Here is a 23,948-nt window from a genome sequence, read left to right as displayed (position 1 = left end):
AAGCCACTGGGGGACTTAGAAAATACGGTCCGCGCATGTCGACATAGAGAAGGCTCGCCGGTTATGCACTAGAAATTTGATCGGCGGAGCCCAGTCATCTGTCGAGGGAGCATCCCAGCATGAATAACTACAGATACGAGTGCACGAGCCCGGACAATGCGGACTGCACGCCTCAGGCAAAAACCAAGGGCCCCGGTTTCGTACCGGAGCCCCTGATCACTCATCACTCACACCTTGAAGATGTGTTTACTAGCCTAAGAAATCTTGGTCGGGAAAGGCTTGAGGCTTCCTGTATAAAGTCGCAGAGTTTTTCTCGCCCGCTTTCGAAACAAAAGGTAGACATGAAAAAGCCCCGACCGACGAACTTTGAAAGTTTTCAAAATCCTGGCCGGGGCTTTTACTTATCACTCACACCTTGAGGTACCTCCACTATAAACACATAGGGCTTGAGGTCCTCCGAGAATTCCCTGTTGAATTCCTGAGAATTTATACGTGGTGCAGGGCAATGTACTCGCGCAGCGCTTCCGCGTCCACGCCCATATCTATGGTGTGCTGTTCTAACTCCAACAGGCGCGCAAATTCGGGAAGTAGTTCGGGCTCAAAGCCTAGAGCTTCGTTGACGATGTCCCCGAACTTTTCAGGTTTCGCCGTTTCCAACACGAGCATCGGCTGCTCGGGTTTCTGGAAGCCCCGTGCCACGGTCACACCATCAGCGGTATGTGGGTCGATCACGACCTGGGCTTTCTCGTACACCGCACGGATCGTGGACACCCGGTCTTCGTGCGTTGAGGTGCCAGACACCATACCGAATTCCTGCTGGAATCGCGGCTGGTGTTCAGAAAGATCGAGTGTGCCGGTTGCGTCCAACTGCTGCCATGCATCGGCAAGCTTCGTCTGATCCTGACCGAGTACCAGGTAGATAAAACGTTCCAGATTGGATGCTTTGGAGATATCCATCGACGGCGATGAGGTGGCCAGGGTGTTATCGGCCGAGCGTGGCTCGTACTCGCCAGACCGGAAGAATTCATCCAGCACATTGTTCTCGTTGGTCGCCAAGACAAGGGTGTCGATGGGGAGACCCATCTGTCGTGCAAGTTGACCAGAGAAGATGTTGCCGAAGTTGCCCGAGGGCACCGCAAACGAGACACCGAAGTCCGCGCGTTGCTCGGCAGGAATACCGGTGGTCACGCGCAGCCACGCCCAGAAATAGTAGACGGACTGTGCGATGAGTCGACCAAGGTTGATCGAGTTGACCGTCCCCAGCGAATTGGCGGCCTTGAACTCAAGGTCTCCGTTGAGGTCTTTGACCAACTGTTGCGCATCATCGAACACGCCTTCGACGACGATGTTGTGCACGTTGTCATCGGTCAGCGTGTACATCTGCGCGCGCTGGAACCGGGACATCCGGCCCTTTGGAGACAGCATGAAGACGCCGATGTTCGGTTTCGACCGGAAGGCATATTCGGCGGCCGAACCAGTATCGCCCGAGGTGGCACCGAGAATATTCAGTGTTTCCCCTCGCTTCTTCAACACGTACGGGAGGGCTTCGCCCAAGAACTGCATGGCCATATCTTTGAAGGCCAGGGTCGGGCCTTGCGAGAGGTCCACCAGCGCGGTCATCTGGTCGATCGGCGTCAGCGGCACGACCATGTCTGCTTTAAATTGCTCACCATAGGCAGCCCGACACAACTCGGCTAGGTCGTCGCGCGGAATATCCGTCCAATACAGGCCGATGACTTCGGTGGCGAGTTCGGCGTAGCTGAGGTCCCGCCAGGATTCGATCGTCTCAGGCTCGACACTTGGGATGGCCTCCGGCACGACGAGCCCGCCATCGGGGGCGAGCCCTTCGAGAAGCACATCAGAGAAGTTTGACGGCTCCATGCCGCCGCGGGTGGATACGTATTGCATGGGTTTAGTCCTCGTAGATGAGATCGCGGACTTGGATGACCTCGTCGCGGCCTGGACCAACGCCCACACCGGAGATCCGGACACGTGCGAGTTTTTCAAGTGCCGCAATGTAGTCCTGGGCGTTCTGCGGGAGATCTTCGAGGCTGCGTGCCCCCGAAATGTCTTCGTCCCAGCCGGGGAAGTATTCGTAGATCGGCTTGGCGTGGTGGAAGTCGGTTTGGGTCATCGGCATGGCATCGTGGCGCACACCGTCGACGTCGTAGGCAACGCAGACCGGGATTTCGTTGATGCCGGTCAGCACGTCGAGCTTGGTGACGAAGTAGTCGGTGAACCCGTTGATCATCGCAGCGTGGCGGGCCATCACGGCGTCGTACCAGCCGGTACGGCGTGGGCGTCCGGTATTGACCCCGAATTCGCCACCGGTGGTGCGCAGCTGCTCGCCCATATCGTCAAAGAGTTCCGTCGGGAACGGGCCGGCACCAACGCGAGTGGTGTAGGCCTTGACGATGCCGATGGTGCGGGTGAAGCGCGTTGGCCCAATGCCGGCACCGACGGAGGCTCCCCCTGCGGTGGGGTTCGACGAGGTCACGAACGGGTACGTGCCGTGGTCAACGTCCAAGAAGGTGGCCTGGCCGCCCTCCATGAGGACCACCTTGTCGTCGTCGAGTCCTTCATTGAGCATGCGTACCGAGTCGATCACCATGGGACGCAGACGTTCGGCGTAGGCCATGAAGTATTCGACGATCTCGTCAACGGTAAAGGCGCGACGGTTATACAGCTTGACCAGCAGTTCGTTCTTCTGGCGCAGGGCACCTTCGATTTTTTGGCGCAGGATCGACTCGTCGTAGAGGTCTTGAACGCGGATCCCCAGGCGAGCAACCTTGTCCTGATATGTCGGGCCAATACCGCGTCCGGTGGTGCCGATGGCGCGTTTTCCAAGGAAGCGTTCGGTGACCTTGTCGAGCGTCTGATGGTACGGCGCGACCAGATGTGCGTCAGCAGAAATGCGCAAGTGCGATGTGTCGTGACCGCGAACCTCGAGCCCATCGATTTCTTCAAAGAGGGCCTCGAGGTTGATGACAACACCGTTCCCAATCACCGAGATGGCTTGCGGCGATAGGATTCCTGCGGGCAGCAGCTTGAGTTCAAACTTCTCACCGTTGACGACCACGGTGTGACCGGCATTATTACCGCCGTTTGGTTTGACGACGTAGTCAACGCGACCGCCGAGCAGGTCTGTTGCTTTGCCTTTGCCCTCATCGCCCCATTGGGCTCCCACGATTGCGATTGCTGGCATAAAATTCATCTCTCCCACGGGGACGGACGTACACCGGCCCACAACATAGAAAGGTTCTCGCACCCGCAGCACGCTGGATTTGGGTCGAGAACAGTTACAACCAGAGTTTACCAAATCACAGTGACGCCTCGAAGTTTGCGAAAGGTGCTCCTCACCGAGGCAACAAAAACCCCATTCCGTCTACTGCGGCACCATAGAACACCATATGAGTCTTACATTATGCTGACAGGAAACATGTCAGGGTCAACAGCAGCCTTGTCGCCAACATCACAATATTCTTTCGAAGCGCACTGTGGCGCAGATCGTATACGAACTCGAGGTGCATCACCGTGGCACAGGACTAGCTCACACGACCGGCGGGGCTGCACAAATGATCAGTTTCGTATATGATTTTCCCAGCTTCACTTTGCTGTGAAATAGCTCACCACACAGCGTGCGTCAAGAGACTGTCGACTCTCAACACCTCTCGAGGCACGAAGAATTCGAGCACTAAGGAAACTCATCATGGAAAAACTGATTCGCGGTATGGCCCGGGTGCTTGCCGTGCTTTCAGCGTCTGCCATCGTGATCATGGTCATTGCGATCACGATCGACGTGTTTGTCCGGAACGCCACGGGCGCTTCACTGGGAGGCATGATCGAAATCGCAGAAACCGCGATGGTCACCGCCGTTGCCTTTGGGCTGGCCTGGGCCGGCGTCAATGGCGAGCACGTTGCGGTGACACTACTGACAGACCGCTTCAACGCAACCTGGACAAAAATTATCCACATTTTCGTGTGGACTGTCGTAGCGATCTACACCGCATGGTTGTCCTATGCGAACATCCTGCGCTCGATCGACTCGACCCAATCATCAGAAACGCGCTTCGGGCTGGTGCAGTGGCCGATGTATCCAATGCGTTGGGTGCTCACCATCGGACTCATCTCGCTATTCATCGTCGCAATCCTCAACCTGGTACGCATCCTGACTGGCAAAGGCCCCATGGGCTTTGCCGATGAGATCGAAGCCGCCCTGGCTGACGAAACTCTTCCCGACGACAACCAACCCACCGCACAACCAGAATCGGCCATGGTGGGCGAAACACCCACCGCCGATGACAAGGCCACTAAAGGAGAGCGAAACTCATGACAGTTGGTGCTGTAATCGCTATTGTTTTGATCCTGATGCTGGCCCTGCTGTTGTTGCGAGTGCCGGTAGCAGTATCACTGGGTGTCTCTGGTGCAATCGGGCTGCTCCTGTTGCGCGGGTTCAACCACACCACACTCGAACTCGGGGCGATACCATTTTCCCAAACGGCGACCTTCTCGCTGACCATCATTCCGATGTTCATCTTGATGGGGATGTTTGCGGTCCGTGCGCACGTGGCGGACTACGTCTTCAAAATTGCCGACCGCGTCCTGGGACGATTCCCAGGTGGACTCGGTATTGCCACCGTTGTGGCTTCTGCAGGCTTCTCAGCCGTGTCCGGTTCCTCCATCGGGACCGCGGCCACCATGGCTCGCCTCTCGGTATCGGAAATGCGCGCCGCCGGTTACCCCGCCTCCATGGCCACCGCGCTGGTCGCCGTCGCGGGTACGTTGGGCTCGATGATCCCGCCGTCCACATTCCTGGTGCTCTACGCGATCCTCGCTCAGCAATCTGTTGGCGAAATGCTGGCCGCCGGTATAGTCCCGGGTGTACTGTCGGCTATCGCCTACTCACTATGGATCATGTTTGCCGGCTGGCGGATGCGGCGCGAAGGCAAGGTTGTTACCCAGGCCGATAGCGTCCACGACGCCCTGCATCAGGCTTCGGAGATCACGACCGCACAAAAAGAAAAAACCGCGTTGAGCAAACTGCCATGGCGCGGTCTGGTCTACGTCGTCATCCTGTTCACTATTGTGCTGGGCGGCATGTACTCCGGTATTTTCACCGCGACCGAATCCGCCGCATTTGGCGCGATCGCCGCGGTCATCATTCTGCTGTTCGAGCTGCGCAAAGAGGGCCTTAAAGGCATTGGCCAAGGCATCAAGGGCGCGCTCGAGGCCACGGCTTCGACGACGGCCATGGTGTTCTTCATTGTGATCGGCTCCGGTATTCTCACCGCATTCTTCATCGCGGCACGGGTACCAAACATGATCACGGAGACCGTGCTGTCATGGGACATGTCACCGACCCTGGTCATGCTCATCTTGCTTCTGAGCCTGGTGCCACTGGGCATGGTGCTGGAATCACTGTCATTGCTGATGATTTCCGTACCCCTCCTGTTGCCAGTTGCCCTGGAATTCGGATTCGACCCGATCTGGTTGGGCATTCTGATCGTCAAGTTCATTGAAATTGGCATGGTCACACCACCTGTAGGCATCAACGCATTCGTGGTCTCTGGCACCACGGGCGTTCGCTCAGAAACTGTCTTCCGTGGCATCATGCCATTCTTTGTGATCGACCTGGTGTTGATCGCAATCTTCTTCTTCGTCCCCGACATCATCTTGTACCTGCCAAGTTTGGTTCAAAATTAGGAAGGCAAACTCAACAATGAAAAAATCACTCACACCTCGCTTAGGGAAGCTGGCAGCTGTTGCTGCAGCCGGCGCCCTCGCGCTCACCGCCTGCGGTGACGGCGTCGTAGACCAAGGCGGTGGCTCCGGCGAAACCTTCGAGTTCACCCAGGCCAATGGTGCGCTTGACGGCACACCACACGCTGCGGTTTCCGAAGCATACATGGACGCCGTCGAAGAGGCATCCGACGGACAGATCACTTTCGAACGCACCAGCTTCGAAGCGACCTGTGCCATGGATGAAGTTGCTGACTGTGTCAGCGATGGTCGCGCCGACATTGGCGTCACCGTCACCGACTACACCCCGCACCTGCTGCCAACCTTGTCGGTCATGTCAATCTCGTTCTTGAACAACGACATCCAGGCTTCGGTTGAAGCACTCTACGACGTGCACAACAACTACGAACCAGCCAGCCAGGAGCTGGAAAACGCCAACCTGGAATACATTGGTGCATGGCCAGTCGGTGCATTGCTGCTGGGCTCAGATGAACCAATTGAAAGCCTGGAAGCCGTGAACGGCATGTCCGCTCGCGCCGCCGGTCCGGTCACGCAGCGCACACTGGAAGCAGCTGGCATCAACGTCAACGCGATCACCGCAGCTGAAACCTACGAATCATTGCAGCGTGGCGTCATCGACTCCGTCGCCTCGTCATTGGACTTCGCAGTGAACTACAACATCACCGAACAGCTCCCATACTGGGTTGACCCAGGCCTGGGTCAGTACACCGCTTACGGTATGTGGTGGAACAAGGACGCCTACGATTCCTTGACTCCAGAACTCCAGGAAACCGTTGATGGCGTCACCCAAGAATTCAACCAGGGTGAAATCATCGCGACCTCCAACGGCGCCCTCGAAGAGGTCTGCCAGGGCATGCTCGACTCCCCTGACGTCGAGAACTTCTCTTCATGGCCTGAAGAAGAAACTCAAGCATGGGAAGATCTGGCCGGCGACGAAGCCCAAGCAGCGTGGTTGGAAATCATGGAAGACTACAACTTCACTGACGCGGAAGCATACCTCGATGAATATGTCGCCGCATACGAAAGCCACGAGTCTGAAGAGAACCCAGTTGACGCTGGGATCGCCTGTGCCGACACCTGGCAGGAACAGAACAGCTAAAACACACACCTAGCGAATAGCTAGCACACCACTTGTGGGGATGAACCTTTTGAGGTTCGTCCCCACAAGTATTTAACGGCAGCATACGCAGAACAGTATGTAAGAAATCCTTGAATGAAGTCTTACACCTTGTCACTGTGATTCACATCTCACTTACGCGAGTATGGGTGTCAGATAGTAAATAACGCACCCGGCCGGAGATATGAAAAAGCGCGTATCTGCTCCGCGCCTTCGCGAAGGACACTTTCTTCGGCCCGCCAGAGAATGTAGGAAGACACCTTGACCAACACCTCCAACAATAACTCCACACGATTCGGGCTCGACGCCGAGCGGTTCCTATCAGATTTTCACCACACCACCATCTACGGCGCGACGGACAAGAACGGGATTGATCGCCAAGCCGGCAGTGACGAACACGGCGCGGTACGAGATTGGATCGAAGAACAGGCGGTCGCGCGAGGTTTCAACGTCGTCACCGATGAAATCGGCAATATCTTTGCCCTCAAAGAATGGGTGCCAGGTGCCCCCTTCGTGCTCGTCGGATCCCATCTGGATAGCCAGCCGCTGGGCGGACGATTTGACGGCACCTACGGTGTGATCGCGGCGCTCCATGCGGCATCGGCGGTCGATCAAGCCGTCACCGACGAGCTCATTGCCCCACAAACAAACATTGCCGTCGTCGACTGGTTCAACGAAGAAGGTAGCCGGTTCCCGCCATCGATTATGGGCAGTTCGGTGTTTGTTGGCTTATTCGACCTCGAAAAAACTCTGCAAACCACGGACCCGGACGGTGTGACCGTCGAAGAGGCCCTCACCCACACGAAGCGACGCGGAACCGCGATCGACCTGCCCGTCGCTGGGTACGCGGAGATCCATATCGAGCAGGGCAGACGGCTGGAACGTGCTGGCATACCCATCGGGGTCGTAGACCGCAGTTGGTACACCCAGAAACTGCTAGTCACCGTCACCGGCGAACAATCCCATACCGGTGCCACGCTGATGTCGGATCGTCGCGATGCACTCGTGGCCGCGTCACACGTGGTGATCATGGTCGAAGAACTCGTCGACGACTTCGAGCCCGAAACAATTGTCACCTCGGTCGGTAAATTCGATGTCGAACCGAACTCCCCCATCGTCGTGCCGCGTCAAGTAGATCTCGTGGTCGACATCCGTGCCGACGACAAAGCAGACGTGCTGCGTGCACGAACCCTGCTGCTTGAGCGGATGGATCGATTAGCCACCAGACGCTCGGTCACCATTGATGCTGAAGACTTTGATATTCGCCCGGTTCAACGCTTCCCCGAGGACGCGGTGGCACTGGGCGAAAAAGCCGCCATCGACGAGGGCGAAGAGTCGCGTGTGATGGCCACCCTGGCCGGACACGACTCGGTCGCGCTCAATCGGGTCACCCCAAGCGTGATGTTATTCGTCCCCTCCGTCGACGGCGTCTCACATTGCGAACGTGAATTCACATCCGACGAGGACCTCGTCACCGGCTTGAGAGTGCTCACGAATCTGGTCTCCCGCATGATCAGCGGTGAATTAGCAGAGGTCGAACCCGGCGGCTCACTGACTGAATAACCACACACCCAATGTTCTCCACGAAAGGAGCGTCCATGAACACAGTACGCGTAGCGTTGAGTCAAACCACCTGGACCGGCGATCAAGAATCCATGCTGGACAAGCACGAGGATTTCGCGCGCCGTGCCGCTGCCGAAGGTGCTCAAGCGATCTGTTTCCAAGAACTCTTCTACGGCCCCTACTTCGGGATCACAGAAGAACGTAAATACTACGACCTGGCGGAGCCGGCTGATGGGCCGATCGTCACCCGCTTCGCTGCCTTGGCAAAAGAGCTCTCATTAGTCATGATCCTACCGATCTACGAAGAAGAACAACCCGGCGTCTACTACAACTCTGCTGTGGTTGTGGACTCGGATGGTTCGATCGTGGGCACCTACCGCAAAAATCATATCCCGCACGTCGATAACTTCTACGAAAAGTTCTACTTCCGTCCCGGCAACCTCGGATGGCCAGTCTTTGATACCGCCATCGGCAAAATCGGGGTCGCCATCTGCTACGACCGTCACTTCCCTGAAGGATGGCGGATGCTCGGGTTGGCAGGCGCCCAAATTGTGTTTAACCCCAATGCGGCAAAACCCGGTTTATCGAACCGTCTCTGGGAGTTGGAACAGCCCACCGCGGCAGCAGCCAACGGCTACTTTGTGGTGGTCCCCAACCGAGTCGGTCGCGAGGACAACGAGTACGGTGAGCTGGCCGTGGACTTCTACGGTAGCTCCTACGTGGCCGATCCCCGAGGCAACGACGTCGGAGAGCGCGGCTCGACCCAAGAAGAAGGCCTGCTGGTGCGCGATTTGGATATGGACCTGGTGCGAGAAGCACGCAACGAATGGCAGTTCTACCGCGACCGTCGCCCAGACACCTATGACGCGATCGTCGCACCGTAAACGGAGCAGCTCACTGAGCACAACACTTTGAAACCCACTCTGGCCACAAGGAGAAAAACCTATGAAGACTCTGATCACCAACGGAACCGTGATCAATGCGACCGGAACCGCACAAGCCGATGTACTCGTCGACGCTGAGAAGATCGTCGCCCTCTTCAGCCCCGGCACCACGGACGTGCAAGCTGACCACGTCATCAATGCTGCCGGAAAATACGTCGTCCCGGGTGGCATCGACGCCCACACGCATATGGAAATGCCGTTCGGCGGCACCTATGCCAGCGACACGTTTGAAACCGGTACTCGCGCGGCCGCCTGGGGTGGTACCACCAGCATTATCGACTTTGCCATCCAAAAACAGGGCGAACGTGTCCAAGACGCCTTAGAAACCTGGCACGGGCTGGCAGCAGGCAACAGCGCGGTGGATTACAGTTTCCACCAGGTCATCGGTGGTGTCGACGACGAGTCGCTCAAGGCCATGGAATCGCTGGTCGATGAAGGCGTCAGCTCGTATAAAATGTTCATGGCCTACCCCGGGGTTTTCTACGCTGATGACGCCCAAATAGTGCGGGCCATGCAAAAAGCCCGCGAGCTGGGCATGATGACCATGATGCACGCAGAAAACGGCCCGGCCATCGACGTCCTTGCCGAACAGCTCGTGGCCCAGGGCAAGTCCACCCCGTATTATCACGGCCTTGCCCGCGCCTGGCAGATGGAAGAAGAAGCCACCCACCGGGCCATCATGCTGGCCGATCTGACCGACACCCCACTGTACATCGTCCATGTAGGTGCCAAACAGGCGCTGGAACAGATCGCTTGGGCCCGTGATAAAGGCAAGAACGTGTTTGCTGAAACCTGCCCGCAGTATCTCTATCTGTCACTCGAAAAGCAATTGGGCGCCAGCTCCGAGCAATGGGGAGATTTCGAAGGCGCAAAGTGGGTATGCTCCACTCCACTGCGTGCCGAAAGCGAAGGCCACCAGGACGCTATGTGGCAGGGCCTGCGGACCAACGACCTGCAGATGGTCTCGACCGACCACTGCCCATTCTGTATGAAAGACCAAAAGGAACTCGGCAAAGATGACTTCCGGTCCATCCCCAATGGCATCGGCTCCATCGAACACCGGGTCGATCTGCTCTACCAGGGTGTGGTCGACGGACGCATCTCCCTGCCACGCTGGGTCGAACTGATCTCCACGACGCCTGCCAGGATGTTCGGCATGTACGGCAAAAAAGGCGTCATCCAACCCGGAGCAGACGCCGACATCGTCATCTACGACCCGAATGGACACACGTCCATTGGCGTTGAGAAAACACACCACATGAATATGGACTACTCGGCCTGGGAAGGCTTTGAAATCGAAGGCCACGTCGATGTCACCATGTCCCGGGGCAAAGTACTGATCTCGGATGGTCAATACCACGGCACCAAGAGCCATGGACAGTTCATCAAACGTGGCCTCAGCCAAGCACTCATCTAAACCCGATTCATCCCTCTCACTGCCCACACCCTGCAAATGAAAAGGAGCCAATCTCATGGATTTTGGAGCCGTCGCACAAGTCAATGCCCCCGCAGCCCGCATCATCTCTTTGGCGCAACAGGCTGAAGAGCACAAATTCAGTCACTTTTGGACCTATGATTCCCACATCCTCTGGCTCGAGCCATACGTGGTGCACTCGCTGATCTTAGATCGGACCAGCCGGTTGACGGTCGGTCCCATGGTGACTAACCCGGCCACCCGCGATGTGACCGTGACAGCCTCGACCTTTGCAACGCTGAACCACCACTTCGGCAATCGCACCATCTGCGGTATCGGTCGTGGCGACTCGTCGCTGCGAGTCATGAAGAAAAAGCCCGTCGGCATGCAAGAGTTCCGTCGCTCCATCGAGGTCATCAAGGACCTGTCGAACTCTCGTGCCACGGAAATTAATGATGCCACCATCCGGTTTCCATGGTCACAAAAATCTGAGACAGAAGTCTGGGTCGGCGCCTACGGTCCCAAGGCGCTAGCTATCGCCGGAGAAGTCGGCGATGGCTTCATTCTGCAGTGTGGCGACGTCGAAATTGCCGCATGGATGATCAAGACCGTCCGCGAAGCCGCAGCCAATGCCGGACGCAACCCCGATGACATCGCCTTCTGTGTCGCCGCACCGTTCTACATCACTGACGGCACCCAGGAATCTCGTGAGCACGCGATTGAGCAATGTCGCTGGTTCGGTGGGATGGTCGGCAACCACGTCGCCGATATTGTGTCCCGCTACGGTTCGGACAGCGAGGTCCCCCGTGCCTTGACCGATTACATCAAGGGTCGCCAAGACTACGACTACAACGAACACGGCCGATCAGGGAATAGCCACGTGGATTTTGTGCCCGATGAGATCGTAGAACGGTTCTGCATGATCGGCACCGTGGAAGAACACATCGCAAAACTCAAGCAGCTCGAAGAGCTCGGCATGACCCAGTTCGCCGGATATTTGGACCACGATAATAAAGAAGAGACGCTGCGCGTCTACGGTGAATCGGTCATCCCCGAGTTTGCCGAGCACATCCAGGCCACATCATAAGGCCTTGCCTTAGGCAGGCACGAAGGAAGTTGATCCTCATGAGTACAAACTCAAAGCCTCGGCAAATTATCCCCGGTCTCGGTTGGAAACTTCACGGCGACGGAAAAACCGTGACACCGGGAGACGTGGTAGCTCCCGACGAACGCTTGGGCTGGTTCCGCACCTTGGGTATCGGCATGCAGCATGTCGTGGCCATGTTCGGTGCAACCGTCCTCGTCCCACTGATCACCGGGTTCCCACCCACAACCGTCATATTCTTCTCGGGTATCGGTACGATCCTGTTTTTGATCATCACCGCCGGGAAAGTCCCATCATATTTGGGGCCATCGTTTGCATTCATTGCACCGATCATGGCTTCAGTCGGCACCTACGGCATGGGCGGCGCCGTGGGTGGTGTCATCATGACCGGTGCGACACTGGCGCTCGTCGGGGTCGTCGTCCATTTCGCCGGGGCGAAGTGGATCGAACTCATCATGCCGCCTGTGGTCACCGGTTCAGTGGTCGCACTCATTGGTTTGAACCTGGCGCCGAGCGCCTGGGACAACGTCAACGCGGGGCCAGTGACCGCCACCGTGACGATCGCGGCCATGCTCATCGCGGGTGTTCTCTTCCGTGGCATCTTGGGCCGGTTGTCCGTCTTGGTCGGTGTGGTGGTCGGCTACATTGTGGCGGTCATACTCGGCGAGGTGGATTTTGCACCGGTTGGTGAAGCCGCCTGGTTTGGGCTGCCCGAATTCACCGCTCCGACGTTTCATATCGGCGTCGTCGGGCTCTTCGTTCCCGTGGTACTCGTGTTGATCGCTGAGAACTATGGACACGTGAAATCCGTCGAAGTCATGACCAAACGGGACCTAGACCCTGTCGTTGGTCGTGCGTTGCTGGCCGACGGTGCCGCTACCGTGGTGGCCGGCGCCGGGGGCGGTATCGGAACCACCACCTACGCTGAGAACATTGGTGTGATGGCTGCGTCCCGCGTGTATTCCACCGCCGCCTACTGGGTTGCCGGCTTCTTCGCTATCGGTCTGGCCCTGCTACCGAAATTCGGTGCGCTGATCGCCACGCTGCCACAAGGGGTCCTCGGCGGAGCCGGCACGGTTCTGTACGGCATGATTGCGATTCTGGGTGTCCGCATTTGGATGCAAAATGGCGTCGATTTCGCCGACCCAATCAACCTCGCGGTCGGCGGTGTACCACTGATCATCTCGGTGGCAAACTTCACCATGGTCTTCGGGGAAATCGTCTTCGAAGGCATCGCCATCGGAAGTTTCGCAGCCCTTGCGATCTATCACGTGATGAACAGTATCGGCAAAGCACGAGGCACACGCATCGCATCACAGCACGCCGTCGAACAAGAAATGGACAAAGCCTAACCGGCAGTGCTGCGGCTGTGTAAGACCCCATACATCGTGTTGGGGTTCATACGATATGCCATCACGGCCAAATGCAGAGCGGTGTTTTGTTCGGCATCATCCTCCAAGCTATACCCGAGCACGGTTTCCAGTCGTTTGATTTGCGAATACAACGCCGGCCTGGACATGTGGCGGGAGCGGGCAAGCTGGGCCTTATTATGCGAGGTCAACACGGCCTCGAGGAAATCGAGTCGGCTCTCGAAGCTCTGCCGGCTTCCAGTGCTGTTCGATAAGCCAGCCAATTCGGTTGCAACAAACGCCACGAGTTGATCGTCGTCCTGCAGCGTCGCCAGCAGACCGCGCAACCCCAAGTCTTTGGCGAAAAAATACGCGCGGGACTGGCCCGTTGCTTTAACATACGCTTGGGCAGCCTGAGCGATTTGGGCGGCATTCGACAGCTGTTCAACCGCTGCTTTGGCTGAGGGCGCTTCCGATGCGAGCCCTGCCACGAGCCCGCCTCGTCCCCGAAGCCTGGCGCTAAACCGGGCGCGAGTCGCCTCCACAAAACTCGACAGGGCTGCCGGATCGGCCAACGGAAGCAGCACATCGACCACACCGATTTCACTTCGGGCAGCAAAGACCGATACCTTCTGCGAATCCCCGACGCTGTCCAACACGTCCAACAGCATGCCCGACCACCGGTTCAATAGCTCCTCGCCGGCGTCTTCGCCCAGAATGCGCACGACCATCGGAAACCACTTCACCTCGGACAACACATGACGCCCCGATGTCTCGGTGAGGCGCCAGAGCACTTCCTCTTCAGATAAGTCCGTGCCACCACGAAGCTGATAGAACAACGACGAAGCCGTCGACCTGCGGATCTCATCCTGCGAGCGCTTGGCTAACACGGAGATCGAGAGAGCTTGGGCGGCGCGTTCCAGCACGGTGGTGACCAAAGAAGCATCCGCTTGGCACCCCTCCACGATGATCAACCGCCCCAGGGTTTCGTCACCGGCCACCACGGGATGTTCCGCCACGACGACGGTATCGCTCTTCGCCTCGGCGGTTTCCCACTTGACCTGACACCCGAGCAGCGTCGTTGCTTCGGTCACGATGCGATCGGTCGAGGCTGAACCAACCGACAGCCTGGTAAAGGTTTCGTGGATTTGGCGATCTGTTTCGATCTCATGAAATCGTGCGGCAGCAATATTTTCGTGGATGGTCTGAGTCAGTTCCACGAAGCGAATGCGACCGGGCAAAAGGTAAATGGGAAAACGTCGATGACGAGCAGCCGCGGCGAGTATGTTCGCGATGTGTTCTCTACCCGGGAGGATTTCTGCTGCGACGGCCACCGCCCCCGTCTGCTCAATGGTGTCCAGGAAACGGTTTGCTGCCGCCACCCCGCCTTGAACTCCCCCGGCTGCCCGATCCAAAAACGTCGCGGTGGTGAGTACAAACTCCCCACCGGGTAGCAACCCCTCTGGGCGTTCCGTCTCCAGAATGTGCATCCAACGCACCAACTCGTCCTGGGCACCGGCGACTGGTTGAGAAAGCAGTTCAGGGTGGCCCTCTTGGAAAATATCGAGACCGACGACCTGACCGACTGTGACATGGAGCATATACACAGTGTAATGGCATATGGATAAAACGCATACAAGCTGTCTCTGTTATGTGCGACTCCCACGGGGCAAAGTGAAGGGTACTGGACCTTCTGCGAGCAAAGGATGCATCTGCATGAACACTATTAATCATTGGATCAACAACGCCTATACCGAAGGTGCCGAGACGACGGTCGAACGCACTGATGTCACCAACCCGGCCACCGGTGAGGTGTCCGGTCAGGTCGCGATGGCCGGCAACGCCACCGTTGATGAAGCCGTCGCCGCCGCAAAAGCAGCATTTCCAACATGGCGCGACACCTCGCTGTCCAAGCGCACCCAGGTTTTGTTCCGCTACCGTGAACTGCTCAATGAACGCAAAGAAGAGCTCGCACAACTCATCACCGCCGAGCATGGCAAAGTACTCGATGATGCGCTGGGTGAGGTCTCCCGTGGGCTCGAGGTCGTTGAGTTCGCGTGCAACATGCCCCACCTGTTGAAGGGCAGCTTCACCGAAAACGCTTCCACCAACGTCGATGTCCATTCGAAGCGTCAACCGCTGGGCCCGGTCGCCATCATCTCGCCGTTCAACTTCCCGGCCATGGTGCCGATGTGGTTCTTCCCAATCGCCATCGCCGCGGGCAACACCGTCGTCATCAAACCATCCGAAAAAGATCCGTCAGCCGTCAACTGGGAAGCCGAGCTGTGGAAAGAAGCCGGCCTGCCCGAGGGCGTCTTCAACGTCGTCCACGGTGGCAAGCCTGCCGTCGACGCGCTGTTGGAGCACGATGACATCAAGTCGGTCTCGTTTGTCGGCTCGACCCCGATCGCCAAATACGTCTACGAAACCGCGACGTCACACGGCAAACGCGTCCAGGCACTGGGCGGCGCGAAGAACCACATGCTGGTCCTCCCCGACGCCGACTTGGACTTGGTCGCCGATAACGCCATCAACGCAGGCTTCGGCTCTGCCGGGGAACGTTGCATGGCCATCTCCGCACTCGTGGTCGTCGGCGATGTGGCCGATGAAGTCGTCGATAAGATTGCCGAACGCGCGCGCAAACTAAATACCGGTGATGGTACTCGCGGCACCGATATGGGACCGCTGGTCACCTCCGAGCACCGCGATAAGGTTGCCGGCTACGTCGATGCCGGTGAACAAGAAGGCGCTACCGTCGTCGTGGATGGTCGTGAAGGAGAATACGATGCTGACGGCAACGGCTTCTTCTTGGGCCCAACGCTGTTCGATCATGCCACCACCGATATGAGCATCTACACCGACGAGATCTTCGGCCCCGTGTTGGTCGTCCTGCGCGTCGATACTTACGACGAGGGTCTGGAACTGATCAACGCCAACCCGTACGGCAACGGCACAGCAATCTTTACCAACGATGGTGGTGCAGCTCGTCGCTTCGAAAACGAGGTCGAAGTGGGGATGATCGGCGTCAACGTTCCGATCCCGGTTCCCATGGCCTATTATTCGTTCGGTGGCTGGAAGAACTCGCTATTCGGCGACACCCACGCGCACGGCACCGAAGGCGTGCACTTCTTTACCCGTGGCAAGGCCGTGACCACTCGGTGGTTGGACCCCTCCCACGGCGGCATCAACCTTGGCTTCCCTCAAAACCAGTAAAGGAAACTCATGACTGTCACGAATTCTGCACAGATCACTGACGCGCTCAAAGCCGAAGGGGAACGTGCCTATGATTTGGATCGGAAGCACGTGTTCCATTCCTGGTCTGCCCAAGGCGGGCTGGATCCTTTCAAGGTCGTCAAAACCGAGGGCTCATTCGTGTGGGACAGCGATGGCAAACGCTACATCGACTTTTCCTCACAGATGGTCAACACCAATATCGGCCACCAGCATCCCAAAGTGGTCGAGGCTATTCAGGAGCAAGCCGGAAAAATTGCGACGATTGCGCCTGCCCACGCCTCAGCACCACGCTCCGAGGCTGCACGGCTGATTGCCGAACGCGCACCCCAGGGCATGGACTACGTGTTCTTCACCAACGGGGGTGCCGATGCCAACGAGCACGCGATTCGCATGGCGCGCCTCCACACCGGCAAATCCAAGGTACTCTCGGCCTATCGGTCGTATCACGGTGGGACGGATCTGGCGATGAACGTCACCGGTGATCCTCGTCGTCTCCCAATTGATCAGGCGAGCGCGGGCACCGTGCACTTCATGCCGTGCTATCCCTACCGGTCGTATTTCAATGCCGAAACCGAAGAAGAAGAGGTCCAGCGGGCCCTGGAGCATCTCGAGCAGACCATCATCCTCGAGGGCCCAAATACGATCGCCGCGCTCATCCTTGAAACGGTCCCCGGTACCGCGGGGATCTATGTTCCGCCAGAAGGCTACATGGCCGGGGTGCGCGAGCTGACCGAGAAATACGGCATCATCTTCATCGCCGATGAGGTCATGGCCGGCTTCGGACGCACCGGCACCTGGTTCGCGGTCGACCTGTGGGACATCACCCCGGATCTGATTACCTTCGCCAAAGGTGTGAACTCCGGCTACGTGCCACTGGGCGGTGTGGTAATCAATGAAGCCATCTATGACACCTTTCGCGACCGCGTGTATCCGGGCGGGCTGACCTATTCGGGACACCCTCTGGCAACCGCGGCGGCCGTCGGCGCGATCGAGGCGATGACCAACGAGCAGATGCTGGACAACGCCACCCGGTTGGGCAACGACCTCATCGGGCCCGAGCTACGGCGCATGAAAGAACAGCACCCGGCCATCGGAGATGTGCGCGGGGTTGGCTGCTTCTGGGCCGTCGAGTTGGTCTCCAACCGTGATACCAAGGAGCCGCTGGCACCCTACGGTGGCAGCTCAACGGCGATGGGCGAAGTCATCGGCAAGTGTAAAGAACTCGGACTGCTGGTCTTTGCCAACTTCAACCGCATTCACGTGGTGCCACCGCTCAATACCGCCGACGATGTGGTTCGTGAGGGCCTGGCGGTCCTCGATGAAGCATTGGCGTTGGCCGACAAGCACTATCAGGGCTAGCACATACCGGCAACGATGAAGCCTGGCGTCGTGATCCCAATACGGGATGCGACGCCAGACTTCTGTCAGGGGTCCACCTCGAGGGCTACTCTTCGACGGATCGCACGACTTTTGCCGGGGAACCAACCACAATCGCTTTTTCTGGCACGTCCTTGGTGACCACTGAGGCAGCCGGGTGTTGAGCAAATCCTCGAGCGTCATGAATGTACTCCTGTGCCTGTTCTTATGGTTTCAGCATGACTTTGATGGCCTCGCGCTGATCCATCGCCGCGTAGGCATCTGCCGCCTGGTCCAGTGGCATCGTTTGATCGAAGACCTTGCTCGGATCGATCTCGCGGTCCCAAATTTTCTGGACGAGATCGGGCAAAAACCGCCGCACCGGAGCGGGACCACCGTGTAAGTGGACCAGCCCGAAGAATAATTCGCCGCCCGGCAGTTCAACATCATGCGAGACCCCAACGTAGCCCACGTGACCGCCCGGACGAGTCGACTGGATCGCCTGCATCATCGATTCTTGTGATCCCACGGCCTCGATGACGCTGTGTGCGCCGAGCCCATCGGTGAGTTCTTTAATCATGGCCACGCCGTCATCACCGCGCTCTGCGATGATGTGGGTGGCACCAAACTCGCGCGCCAATTCCTGGCGTGCCGGGTATTTGCTCATCGCGATGATCTGTTCGGCGCCCATCTCCTTGGCAGCCAGCACACCCATCAGCCCCACGGCACCATCGCCAACCACGGCAACCGTTTTGCCCGGGCCGACTTCAGCCGCGTGGGCAGCAAACCAGCCGGTTCCGAGCACATCCGAGGCCGCCAACAGGGACGGAATCATATCGTCATCGGGCACACCCGGAGTCGCGACCAGCGTGCCATCGGCATAGGGAATACGGGCATATTCGGCCTGGGCGCCAATGCTACCGTCGACAAAAATGGCGTTGACACAGCGAGATTGATAGCCCGCGGCACAGATCTCACAGGTATTGTCCGAGATCACGAACGAGCCGACAACGAAATCACCGGGTTGTACGGTCTCAACGTCGTCGCCAATTTGTTCGACGATGCCAACATATTCGTGGCCCATGAGCTGTTGATCCGGAATATCTGTGCCCCAATAGGGCCACAAGTCTGACCCACATACACAAGCGGCGACGATCTTGATGACCGCGTCGGTGGGCTCCTGAATGGTTGGATTGTCACGTTCTTCGACCCGGACATCACCGGGACCATGCATCACTACTCCGCGCATGGGTTCCTCCTTCGTAGCGTTGGTCTACGGTTCTGGTGACGATGCTACGCCTTGAAAACCTGTCTTGGGAGGGTCTGTCAGGACCTGTCTCGTGGAATGGCGCTGACCAATGGCGCAGAATAGGAGTGTGTATGTGTCGGTAGAAACGCTTACGATCGTCATTTCCGCCGCCGGTTTGCTCATCACGCTCGGCGGTGGACTTTTTGCTGGCTTCGCGTGAATGATCGGGCGCATGGATGACTGCTTTGCTGAAATACGCGGAGAGTTCCGCCAAGACTTCCGGGGAGTGCATGAGGAATTCGGCTCGGTACGTGAGGATATTCAGCAACTCCGCAGCGAAATGAACGACATCAAAATTTCGGTAACCCGCTTGGAGGGCCCACGCCAACGACTCATCTAGCACCGAAGGCCAACCAGCTAGTCATTCCACATTAGGACAACTCCGCTACCTGGGAGGAAAGACATACTTCCCTATGACGGACCTGCGACACGAGTAGACTGTGACTCATCGCCCAAACCGTTTTAAGGGAGCTGTTGTGCGAACTTACCCGCATCATCTGACCACGGATTTACCGGTGCTGCCGGTCCCCCGCCTCGATGAGTCGCTTGAACGGTACCGCAAAACTTCGGCCGCGGTCCTGGATGCTGCCGGGGAGGCAGACGTGAATCAGGCCATCGCCGACTTCGCGATCGGTCAGGCGCCAGCCCTGCAGCAGACCCTGGAAGAATACGCGGAAGCCACAGCCGAAACAGGTTCCAATTGGATGGCAGAGCAGTGGTTGGCAAGCTACCTCAGCGACCGCGAGCCACTGCTGCTCAACACCAGTGTGACGTTCCAGCTGAACCTGCCCACCGAATCCACGGGTGTCGACCGCGTCGTGGAACTCCTCCAGCGCATCGGCAGTATCCATATTCTGCAGGCCAAACGGGCCACCCCGGCAGAAGTCAATGCACGCGGTCAGCGGATGTCGATGGATGGCTGGGCCAACTTCAACGGCGGCATTCGCACCCCTGCGGCCGACGTCGACTTGTGGACGCGAGCCGGCAGTGGCGCAACCTATTGCAGCATCGGCATCCTGCACCTGGGTCGCATGTGGGAAGTGCCGCTAACGGGCTCCGAGGGCAAGCTCCTCAACACAGAGCATCTGCGTGCCTCGGTGCACTACGTGCTTGCGCAAACCCAGCCGGCCAAACACAGCTTCGCCGGATTCTCCGCACTGGGCTCAGCCGTACTGGCAGAAAACCCGCCCTGGCGTCAGCACGAAAACCGCGACGTCTATGACCGGTTGTCGAACATGTTGTTCACCATCACGCTGGATCCCAATGCCGAGGATGACATCTACACCCTGAAGCGTTGGGCTTTTCATCCCGGCAATGCGTGGGTCTATAAGCCCATCAGCTACCAGGCCTCGCTGGATACAAACATGCTCACCGCCAGTGTGGACCACACGGCACTAGATGGCGGGACCTTAGCTGCAGCGGTTGCGAGAATGCAACAGGTCGATCTGACCGCATTGGATACCCAGTCTGACGCGCAGCTTTCCGAGGCGACCGAGTTGACCTGGACCAACGCCCAGTACGATCTCACCGAGTACCACGCCAAGGCGAATATGATGCGAGCGGAGCGGGTGTTGGTCCGGCGCGACCAGCATCTACCATTCGAGATCAGTGCCGATGCTCGAGCACAGCTGATCTCGATGATCGCCCAACAGCTCACGTTCGGTACCATCCGCGCCCACTATCAGGCCTGCGATATGCGACACTTTCGCGCCGGCCGCACCGAGGTCATTCGGCCCGTCACGCTCGAAGCTGTCCATTTTGTCACCAACCTGGTCAATGGCAGCCCGTCGCAAACCCAGTTCAACGCGGCACTAGCCGCTCATCGTGAATGGGTCATTGCCGCAAAATCGGGGCAGGCATTCGACCGGCACTTCTTCATGCTGCAACACATCGGCACAGAGCTCGGTGGCGCGCACGCACAGGTTTTCACTGAAAACACCGAGGCACGCGAAAACTTCCTGGCCACCTCAACGATGGGCAATCAAGACGTCATCATGCGCTACCTGTTCGCGCCGATGCAAGACGATGGTTTCGCCGTCAATTACACCACCGTCACCGGGGGCACAGAATTTTTGATCACCTGGGTTGAAGGCACACCGAAGGCCGAAGCGTTCCAGCACAACCTGCAGCGGGCTGCCGAGTTGCTCTACGACTTCATCGCGTCGATCGACCCCATTCACTCAGCCTGAGAATTCGCGTAGCCTCGAGAACATGAACTCTCTATTCAATTCGATCCGCCGCATTGACTTCCGGCGCGGACCACAACGAATCCTCGGTGGCATTGCAGGAGGGATCGCGCACCGGTTCAATATCAACGTGTGGATCGCCCGACTGTTGGTGCTCTTGTCATTCCTGTTGCCCGTACTTGGTGTGTTGCTCTACGTCATCGTATGGATTGTGACTCCATGGCGGGACGGGAGCATCCCCCTGGAGCGGCTGCTGACCAATCGTCCACCGGCACACTGACATGCTTATCGATATGCCACCACGCCCAAAGAAACGACGTGACCCACTTTCCGAGACACATATCTTCCAACTGCGCATCGACGTAGCCGATGCTCGACCTCCCATCTGGCGACGCCTCGAAATACGATCCGACGTGAATCTCTGGACACTGCATCGCGTGATTCAGGGAGCATTCGGTTGGGAGGACGCACACTTATATCGATTCTCCCTCGGCGATCCGTTCGGTTGGGACAGTGAACTTTTCCTGTGTGAATTTGATGTAGCCGACGGCGGCGATGGCACCCCTGTAGACAACGTTCGCCTCGACGAAACACTGCAAGAAATCGACGATCAACTGGAATATCTCTACGACTACGGCGATAGCTGGCACTTAAAAATCAGACTCGAAAAAGTCCGCCGTGCGTTGCCCGACGATCCCACCGTGGTCTGCACCAACGGTCGACGTGCAGCACCTCCGGAAGATTCGGGCGGCATCAGCGACGCGGAGTACCTGGCCGAATTCTTCAAGGACCCGGCGTTTTTCGATCTCGAGGCCACTAATGAGCTCATTGGCAGTTGGCTTGAAACTCCTCCAGGTTTCGCACCCGCAGGGTCGAACCCTGCCCTTGCTGAAAGCGCGGAGGCGGAGCACGCGCAACTCCTGCGGTTTCCGCAATTCAGAGCCATTCTTGACCACTGCTATGACCCACAAGCTCGACATCAAATCACCAGTCGCTTACAAAAACTCGAAGCAGCAGATGATCAAGACATACGCCCCGACGAAGCAGCTCGGCTCGAGTCGCTCAGTGCTGTGCAACTGTTCTTGGATCAAGTTGGTACCGGTGTCAAACTCACCAGTGCCGGATACCTTCCACCAAAAATCGCCTACCGGATTGGCCAAGAGCTTGGACTCTGGGGTTTCCAACTCTCGACCGGTGGCGAATCAAAAATGTTACAGGTCATGGATTTTCGTGCGGCACTACAACACGTGGGATTGGTCCGAAAATACAAGGGTGACTTGGTGCTCACGAAGGCGGGCAAGGACGGGCTGGAAGTTCCGCCACTGTTGTGGAATCACATCGCGCGTCGCCTACTGCCTCGTGAGACTGCATCCCGAAACTTCGCCCACGATGCAGCCCTGCTCGCCCTCCTTTTCGCGGCTACATCCGATGGTGCTCTCGACCTGGATATGGTCGCGAATGTGATGACCGCTTCCGGTTGGCGCGTAAACGACGAAAGCGTGGAGAAACACGACGTGGTATTTCAGGGCTCGTGGCAAACTGTCTTGCTGTGGTACATCGCCCCGAAAGATGAACGTCTCTGGTTTAAAAGCACAGTCAGTCCTGCCGCAGCAGAAATCGCGCGCGCAGCACTACTTGGCATGAAGCCCGCATCAAGGGTGCAATGAGCATTGTGAAGACTCGGTTGGAGACTCTTCTGGCAGAGACGCTAGGACACACTGACTGCGATTTCACAACGTCCGGACTGGGCCGTCGAACAAATCCCAGCGCAGCAGTGGTGCATAAGAACCACGAAACACCTCGTGCGATCCAATGAAGCAGTGGGTGCACTCTGCACCCATTTGAGCTAGAATTGAAGCATGCCCAAAGTAATACAGATCCGCGGTGTACCTGATGATGTGCACGATGCACTCGCTGAATCAGCAAGAGCCAAAGGACTCTCGCTGACCCAGTACATGCTTGGGCAACTTGAGCATCTGGCTCGGTTGCCACAGATCGCACGGGACAACCGCGCGACCATTCGCAGCATTCAGAAGAAGGTCCCAGATCCGGTAGATCGCAACACGATTCTGTCCGTGCTCCATGAGGGCCGTGACGAATGAGAGTCGTGGACGCCGGGGTGGTCGTCGAACTGATTGTCGGCGGCCTTGATCCTGATCTTCTGGGCGACGAAGAACTCGCGGCGCCCCATCTGATCGACAGTGAGGTCACACATGTGTTGCGGGGTCTCGTCCGCCGCCACGCACTTACCGAAGAACAGGGCGGCTTCGCGATGAAGGGGTTCAGTGGTCTTACGATCACAAGATATCCTGCAGACTGGCTTCGGCCGCGGATGTGGGCCCTGCGACACAACCTCAGCGGCTACGACGCCACCTATGTCGCCCTTGCAGAAAAGACTAACGCCACTGCCCTTCTGACCACGGATGCCCGCTTGGCCCGCGCTCCGGGCATCGAATGCACGGTCCAATTGTTGTAGGCAATCGCTCTACGGGCAGTCATGGGTTACGCCTTCTGGTTTACCTCTAAAGACCACATGCTGGCTGATGTCACGCCACCAAGTACCCCGCGCCAAACTACAACCGCAACGTTCGGTCAGATTCGGTTGGCGCAC

Annotated in this window: 20 protein-coding genes; 16 read left to right on the top strand and 4 right to left on the bottom strand. The window is 57.8% G+C overall.

Going from position 1 to position 23,948, the window contains the following annotated elements; genetic code table 11:
- Positions 1-486: 486 nt before the first annotated feature.
- Together thrC and ACYVJT_RS08895 are read right to left on the bottom strand one after the other, a co-directional pair.
- On the bottom strand, positions 487-1,908 hold the full coding sequence (gene thrC / locus ACYVJT_RS08900; RefSeq protein ID WP_343956848.1) for a threonine synthase: 1,422 nt from the start codon (positions 1,906-1,908) through the stop codon (positions 487-489).
- A 4-nt stretch (positions 1,909-1,912) separates the two neighbouring features.
- The gene (locus ACYVJT_RS08895; RefSeq protein WP_343956847.1) at positions 1,913-3,205 is read right to left on the bottom strand and encodes an adenylosuccinate synthase; all 1,293 of its coding nucleotides are present in this window, start codon (positions 3,203-3,205) and stop codon (positions 1,913-1,915) included.
- Between the two features lie 504 nt (positions 3,206-3,709).
- Between ACYVJT_RS08895 and ACYVJT_RS08890 the strand changes: the two genes are divergently transcribed.
- From ACYVJT_RS08890 to ACYVJT_RS08855, 8 genes are all read left to right on the top strand, one after another.
- Positions 3,710-4,333 carry a TRAP transporter small permease gene (locus ACYVJT_RS08890; RefSeq protein ID WP_343956846.1) on the top strand — a complete coding sequence of 208 codons (624 nt, stop codon included), beginning with the start codon at positions 3,710-3,712 and terminating at the stop codon, positions 4,331-4,333.
- Entirely contained in the window at positions 4,330-5,703 is a 1,374-nt protein-coding gene (locus ACYVJT_RS08885; RefSeq protein ID WP_343956845.1) for a TRAP transporter large permease, read from the top strand. The genes ACYVJT_RS08890 and ACYVJT_RS08885 overlap by 4 nt, the downstream gene beginning before the upstream one ends.
- A 16-nt stretch (positions 5,704-5,719) precedes the next feature.
- On the top strand, positions 5,720-6,859 hold the full coding sequence (gene dctP / locus ACYVJT_RS08880; protein WP_343956844.1) for a TRAP transporter substrate-binding protein DctP: 1,140 nt from the start codon (positions 5,720-5,722) through the stop codon (positions 6,857-6,859).
- 279 nt (positions 6,860-7,138) lie between these two features.
- Complete coding sequence (locus ACYVJT_RS08875) at positions 7,139-8,440, top strand: M20 family metallo-hydrolase (RefSeq protein ID WP_343956842.1); 1,302 nt, start codon at positions 7,139-7,141, stop codon at positions 8,438-8,440.
- Positions 8,441-8,475: 35 nt separating this feature from the next.
- Positions 8,476-9,324 carry a nitrilase-related carbon-nitrogen hydrolase gene (locus ACYVJT_RS08870; protein ID WP_343956841.1) on the top strand — a complete coding sequence of 283 codons (849 nt, stop codon included), beginning with the start codon at positions 8,476-8,478 and terminating at the stop codon, positions 9,322-9,324.
- Positions 9,325-9,385: 61 nt separating this feature from the next.
- Entirely contained in the window at positions 9,386-10,801 is a 1,416-nt protein-coding gene (gene hydA, locus ACYVJT_RS08865; RefSeq protein ID WP_343956840.1) for a dihydropyrimidinase, read from the top strand.
- Positions 10,802-10,856: 55 nt separating this feature from the next.
- Entirely contained in the window at positions 10,857-11,885 is a 1,029-nt protein-coding gene (locus tag ACYVJT_RS08860) for a TIGR03842 family LLM class F420-dependent oxidoreductase (protein ID WP_343956839.1), read from the top strand.
- 38 nt (positions 11,886-11,923) lie between these two features.
- Positions 11,924-13,255 carry a uracil-xanthine permease family protein gene (locus tag ACYVJT_RS08855; protein ID WP_343956838.1) on the top strand — a complete coding sequence of 444 codons (1,332 nt, stop codon included), beginning with the start codon at positions 11,924-11,926 and terminating at the stop codon, positions 13,253-13,255.
- Here ACYVJT_RS08855 and ACYVJT_RS08850 read toward each other — a convergent pair.
- The gene (locus ACYVJT_RS08850; RefSeq protein WP_343956837.1) at positions 13,252-14,853 is read right to left on the bottom strand and encodes a PucR family transcriptional regulator ligand-binding domain-containing protein; all 1,602 of its coding nucleotides are present in this window, start codon (positions 14,851-14,853) and stop codon (positions 13,252-13,254) included. The genes ACYVJT_RS08855 and ACYVJT_RS08850 overlap by 4 nt on opposite strands.
- Before the next feature lie 115 nt (positions 14,854-14,968).
- On the opposite strand from ACYVJT_RS08850, the gene ACYVJT_RS08845 reads away from it, so the two are divergent.
- Together ACYVJT_RS08845 and ACYVJT_RS08840 are read left to right on the top strand one after the other, a co-directional pair.
- On the top strand, positions 14,969-16,465 hold the full coding sequence (locus ACYVJT_RS08845) for a CoA-acylating methylmalonate-semialdehyde dehydrogenase (RefSeq protein ID WP_343956836.1): 1,497 nt from the start codon (positions 14,969-14,971) through the stop codon (positions 16,463-16,465).
- A gap of 9 nt (positions 16,466-16,474) precedes the next feature.
- Positions 16,475-17,845 carry an aspartate aminotransferase family protein gene (locus ACYVJT_RS08840; protein WP_343956835.1) on the top strand — a complete coding sequence of 457 codons (1,371 nt, stop codon included), beginning with the start codon at positions 16,475-16,477 and terminating at the stop codon, positions 17,843-17,845.
- Positions 17,846-18,068: 223 nt separating this feature from the next.
- Here ACYVJT_RS08840 and ACYVJT_RS08835 read toward each other — a convergent pair whose 3' ends face one another.
- Positions 18,069-19,091 (bottom strand): zinc-dependent alcohol dehydrogenase family protein, encoded by a 1,023-nt coding sequence (locus ACYVJT_RS08835; protein ID WP_343956834.1) that lies wholly within the window; start codon positions 19,089-19,091, stop codon positions 18,069-18,071.
- 232 nt (positions 19,092-19,323) lie between these two features.
- Between ACYVJT_RS08835 and ACYVJT_RS08830 the strand changes: the two genes are divergently transcribed.
- From ACYVJT_RS08830 to ACYVJT_RS08805, 6 genes are all read left to right on the top strand, one after another.
- On the top strand, positions 19,324-19,491 hold the full coding sequence (locus ACYVJT_RS08830) for a hypothetical protein (protein WP_343956833.1): 168 nt from the start codon (positions 19,324-19,326) through the stop codon (positions 19,489-19,491).
- 136 nt (positions 19,492-19,627) lie between these two features.
- Positions 19,628-21,340, top strand: coding sequence for a choline/carnitine O-acyltransferase (locus ACYVJT_RS08825; protein WP_343956831.1), 1,713 nt, complete (start codon positions 19,628-19,630; stop codon positions 21,338-21,340).
- A 22-nt stretch (positions 21,341-21,362) separates the two neighbouring features.
- Entirely contained in the window at positions 21,363-21,617 is a 255-nt protein-coding gene (locus ACYVJT_RS08820) for a PspC domain-containing protein (protein ID WP_343956830.1), read from the top strand.
- Between the two features lie 13 nt (positions 21,618-21,630).
- Positions 21,631-23,004, top strand: a complete 1,374-nt coding sequence (locus ACYVJT_RS08815; RefSeq protein ID WP_343956829.1) for a plasmid pRiA4b ORF-3 family protein — start codon at positions 21,631-21,633, stop codon at positions 23,002-23,004.
- 192 nt (positions 23,005-23,196) lie between these two features.
- Complete coding sequence (locus ACYVJT_RS08810; RefSeq protein WP_343956827.1) at positions 23,197-23,439, top strand: hypothetical protein; 243 nt, start codon at positions 23,197-23,199, stop codon at positions 23,437-23,439.
- Positions 23,436-23,813, top strand: coding sequence for a type II toxin-antitoxin system VapC family toxin (locus ACYVJT_RS08805; protein ID WP_343956825.1), 378 nt, complete (start codon positions 23,436-23,438; stop codon positions 23,811-23,813). The genes ACYVJT_RS08810 and ACYVJT_RS08805 overlap by 4 nt, the downstream gene beginning before the upstream one ends.
- The last annotated feature ends 135 nt before the right edge of the window (positions 23,814-23,948 follow it).

Source organism: Yaniella soli (assembly GCF_054782375.1).
The sequence above is the reverse complement of the archived record's forward strand: the minus strand, read 5'-3'. Positions and strand labels throughout refer to the sequence as shown.

What these genes read in the sequence shown, in the direction of transcription:
- thrC (WP_343956848.1), bottom strand. Translation starts at nt 1,908, where the DNA reads ATGCAATACGTATCCACCCGCGGCGGCATGGAGCCGTCAAACTTCTCT.
- ACYVJT_RS08895 (WP_343956847.1), bottom strand. Translation starts at nt 3,205, where the DNA reads ATGCCAGCAATCGCAATCGTGGGAGCCCAATGGGGCGATGAGGGCAAA.
- ACYVJT_RS08890 (WP_343956846.1), top strand. Translation starts at nt 3,710, where the DNA reads ATGGAAAAACTGATTCGCGGTATGGCCCGGGTGCTTGCCGTGCTTTCA.
- ACYVJT_RS08885 (WP_343956845.1), top strand. Translation starts at nt 4,330, where the DNA reads ATGACAGTTGGTGCTGTAATCGCTATTGTTTTGATCCTGATGCTGGCC.
- dctP (WP_343956844.1), top strand. Translation starts at nt 5,720, where the DNA reads ATGAAAAAATCACTCACACCTCGCTTAGGGAAGCTGGCAGCTGTTGCT.
- ACYVJT_RS08870 (WP_343956841.1), top strand. Translation starts at nt 8,476, where the DNA reads ATGAACACAGTACGCGTAGCGTTGAGTCAAACCACCTGGACCGGCGAT.
- hydA (WP_343956840.1), top strand. Translation starts at nt 9,386, where the DNA reads ATGAAGACTCTGATCACCAACGGAACCGTGATCAATGCGACCGGAACC.
- ACYVJT_RS08860 (WP_343956839.1), top strand. Translation starts at nt 10,857, where the DNA reads ATGGATTTTGGAGCCGTCGCACAAGTCAATGCCCCCGCAGCCCGCATC.
- ACYVJT_RS08855 (WP_343956838.1), top strand. Translation starts at nt 11,924, where the DNA reads ATGAGTACAAACTCAAAGCCTCGGCAAATTATCCCCGGTCTCGGTTGG.
- ACYVJT_RS08850 (WP_343956837.1), bottom strand. Translation starts at nt 14,853, where the DNA reads ATGCTCCATGTCACAGTCGGTCAGGTCGTCGGTCTCGATATTTTCCAA.
- ACYVJT_RS08845 (WP_343956836.1), top strand. Translation starts at nt 14,969, where the DNA reads ATGAACACTATTAATCATTGGATCAACAACGCCTATACCGAAGGTGCC.
- ACYVJT_RS08840 (WP_343956835.1), top strand. Translation starts at nt 16,475, where the DNA reads ATGACTGTCACGAATTCTGCACAGATCACTGACGCGCTCAAAGCCGAA.
- ACYVJT_RS08835 (WP_343956834.1), bottom strand. Translation starts at nt 19,091, where the DNA reads ATGCGCGGAGTAGTGATGCATGGTCCCGGTGATGTCCGGGTCGAAGAA.
- ACYVJT_RS08830 (WP_343956833.1), top strand. Translation starts at nt 19,324, where the DNA reads ATGGATGACTGCTTTGCTGAAATACGCGGAGAGTTCCGCCAAGACTTC.
- ACYVJT_RS08820 (WP_343956830.1), top strand. Translation starts at nt 21,363, where the DNA reads ATGAACTCTCTATTCAATTCGATCCGCCGCATTGACTTCCGGCGCGGA.
- ACYVJT_RS08815 (WP_343956829.1), top strand. Translation starts at nt 21,631, where the DNA reads ATGCCACCACGCCCAAAGAAACGACGTGACCCACTTTCCGAGACACAT.
- ACYVJT_RS08810 (WP_343956827.1), top strand. Translation starts at nt 23,197, where the DNA reads ATGCCCAAAGTAATACAGATCCGCGGTGTACCTGATGATGTGCACGAT.
- ACYVJT_RS08805 (WP_343956825.1), top strand. Translation starts at nt 23,436, where the DNA reads ATGAGAGTCGTGGACGCCGGGGTGGTCGTCGAACTGATTGTCGGCGGC.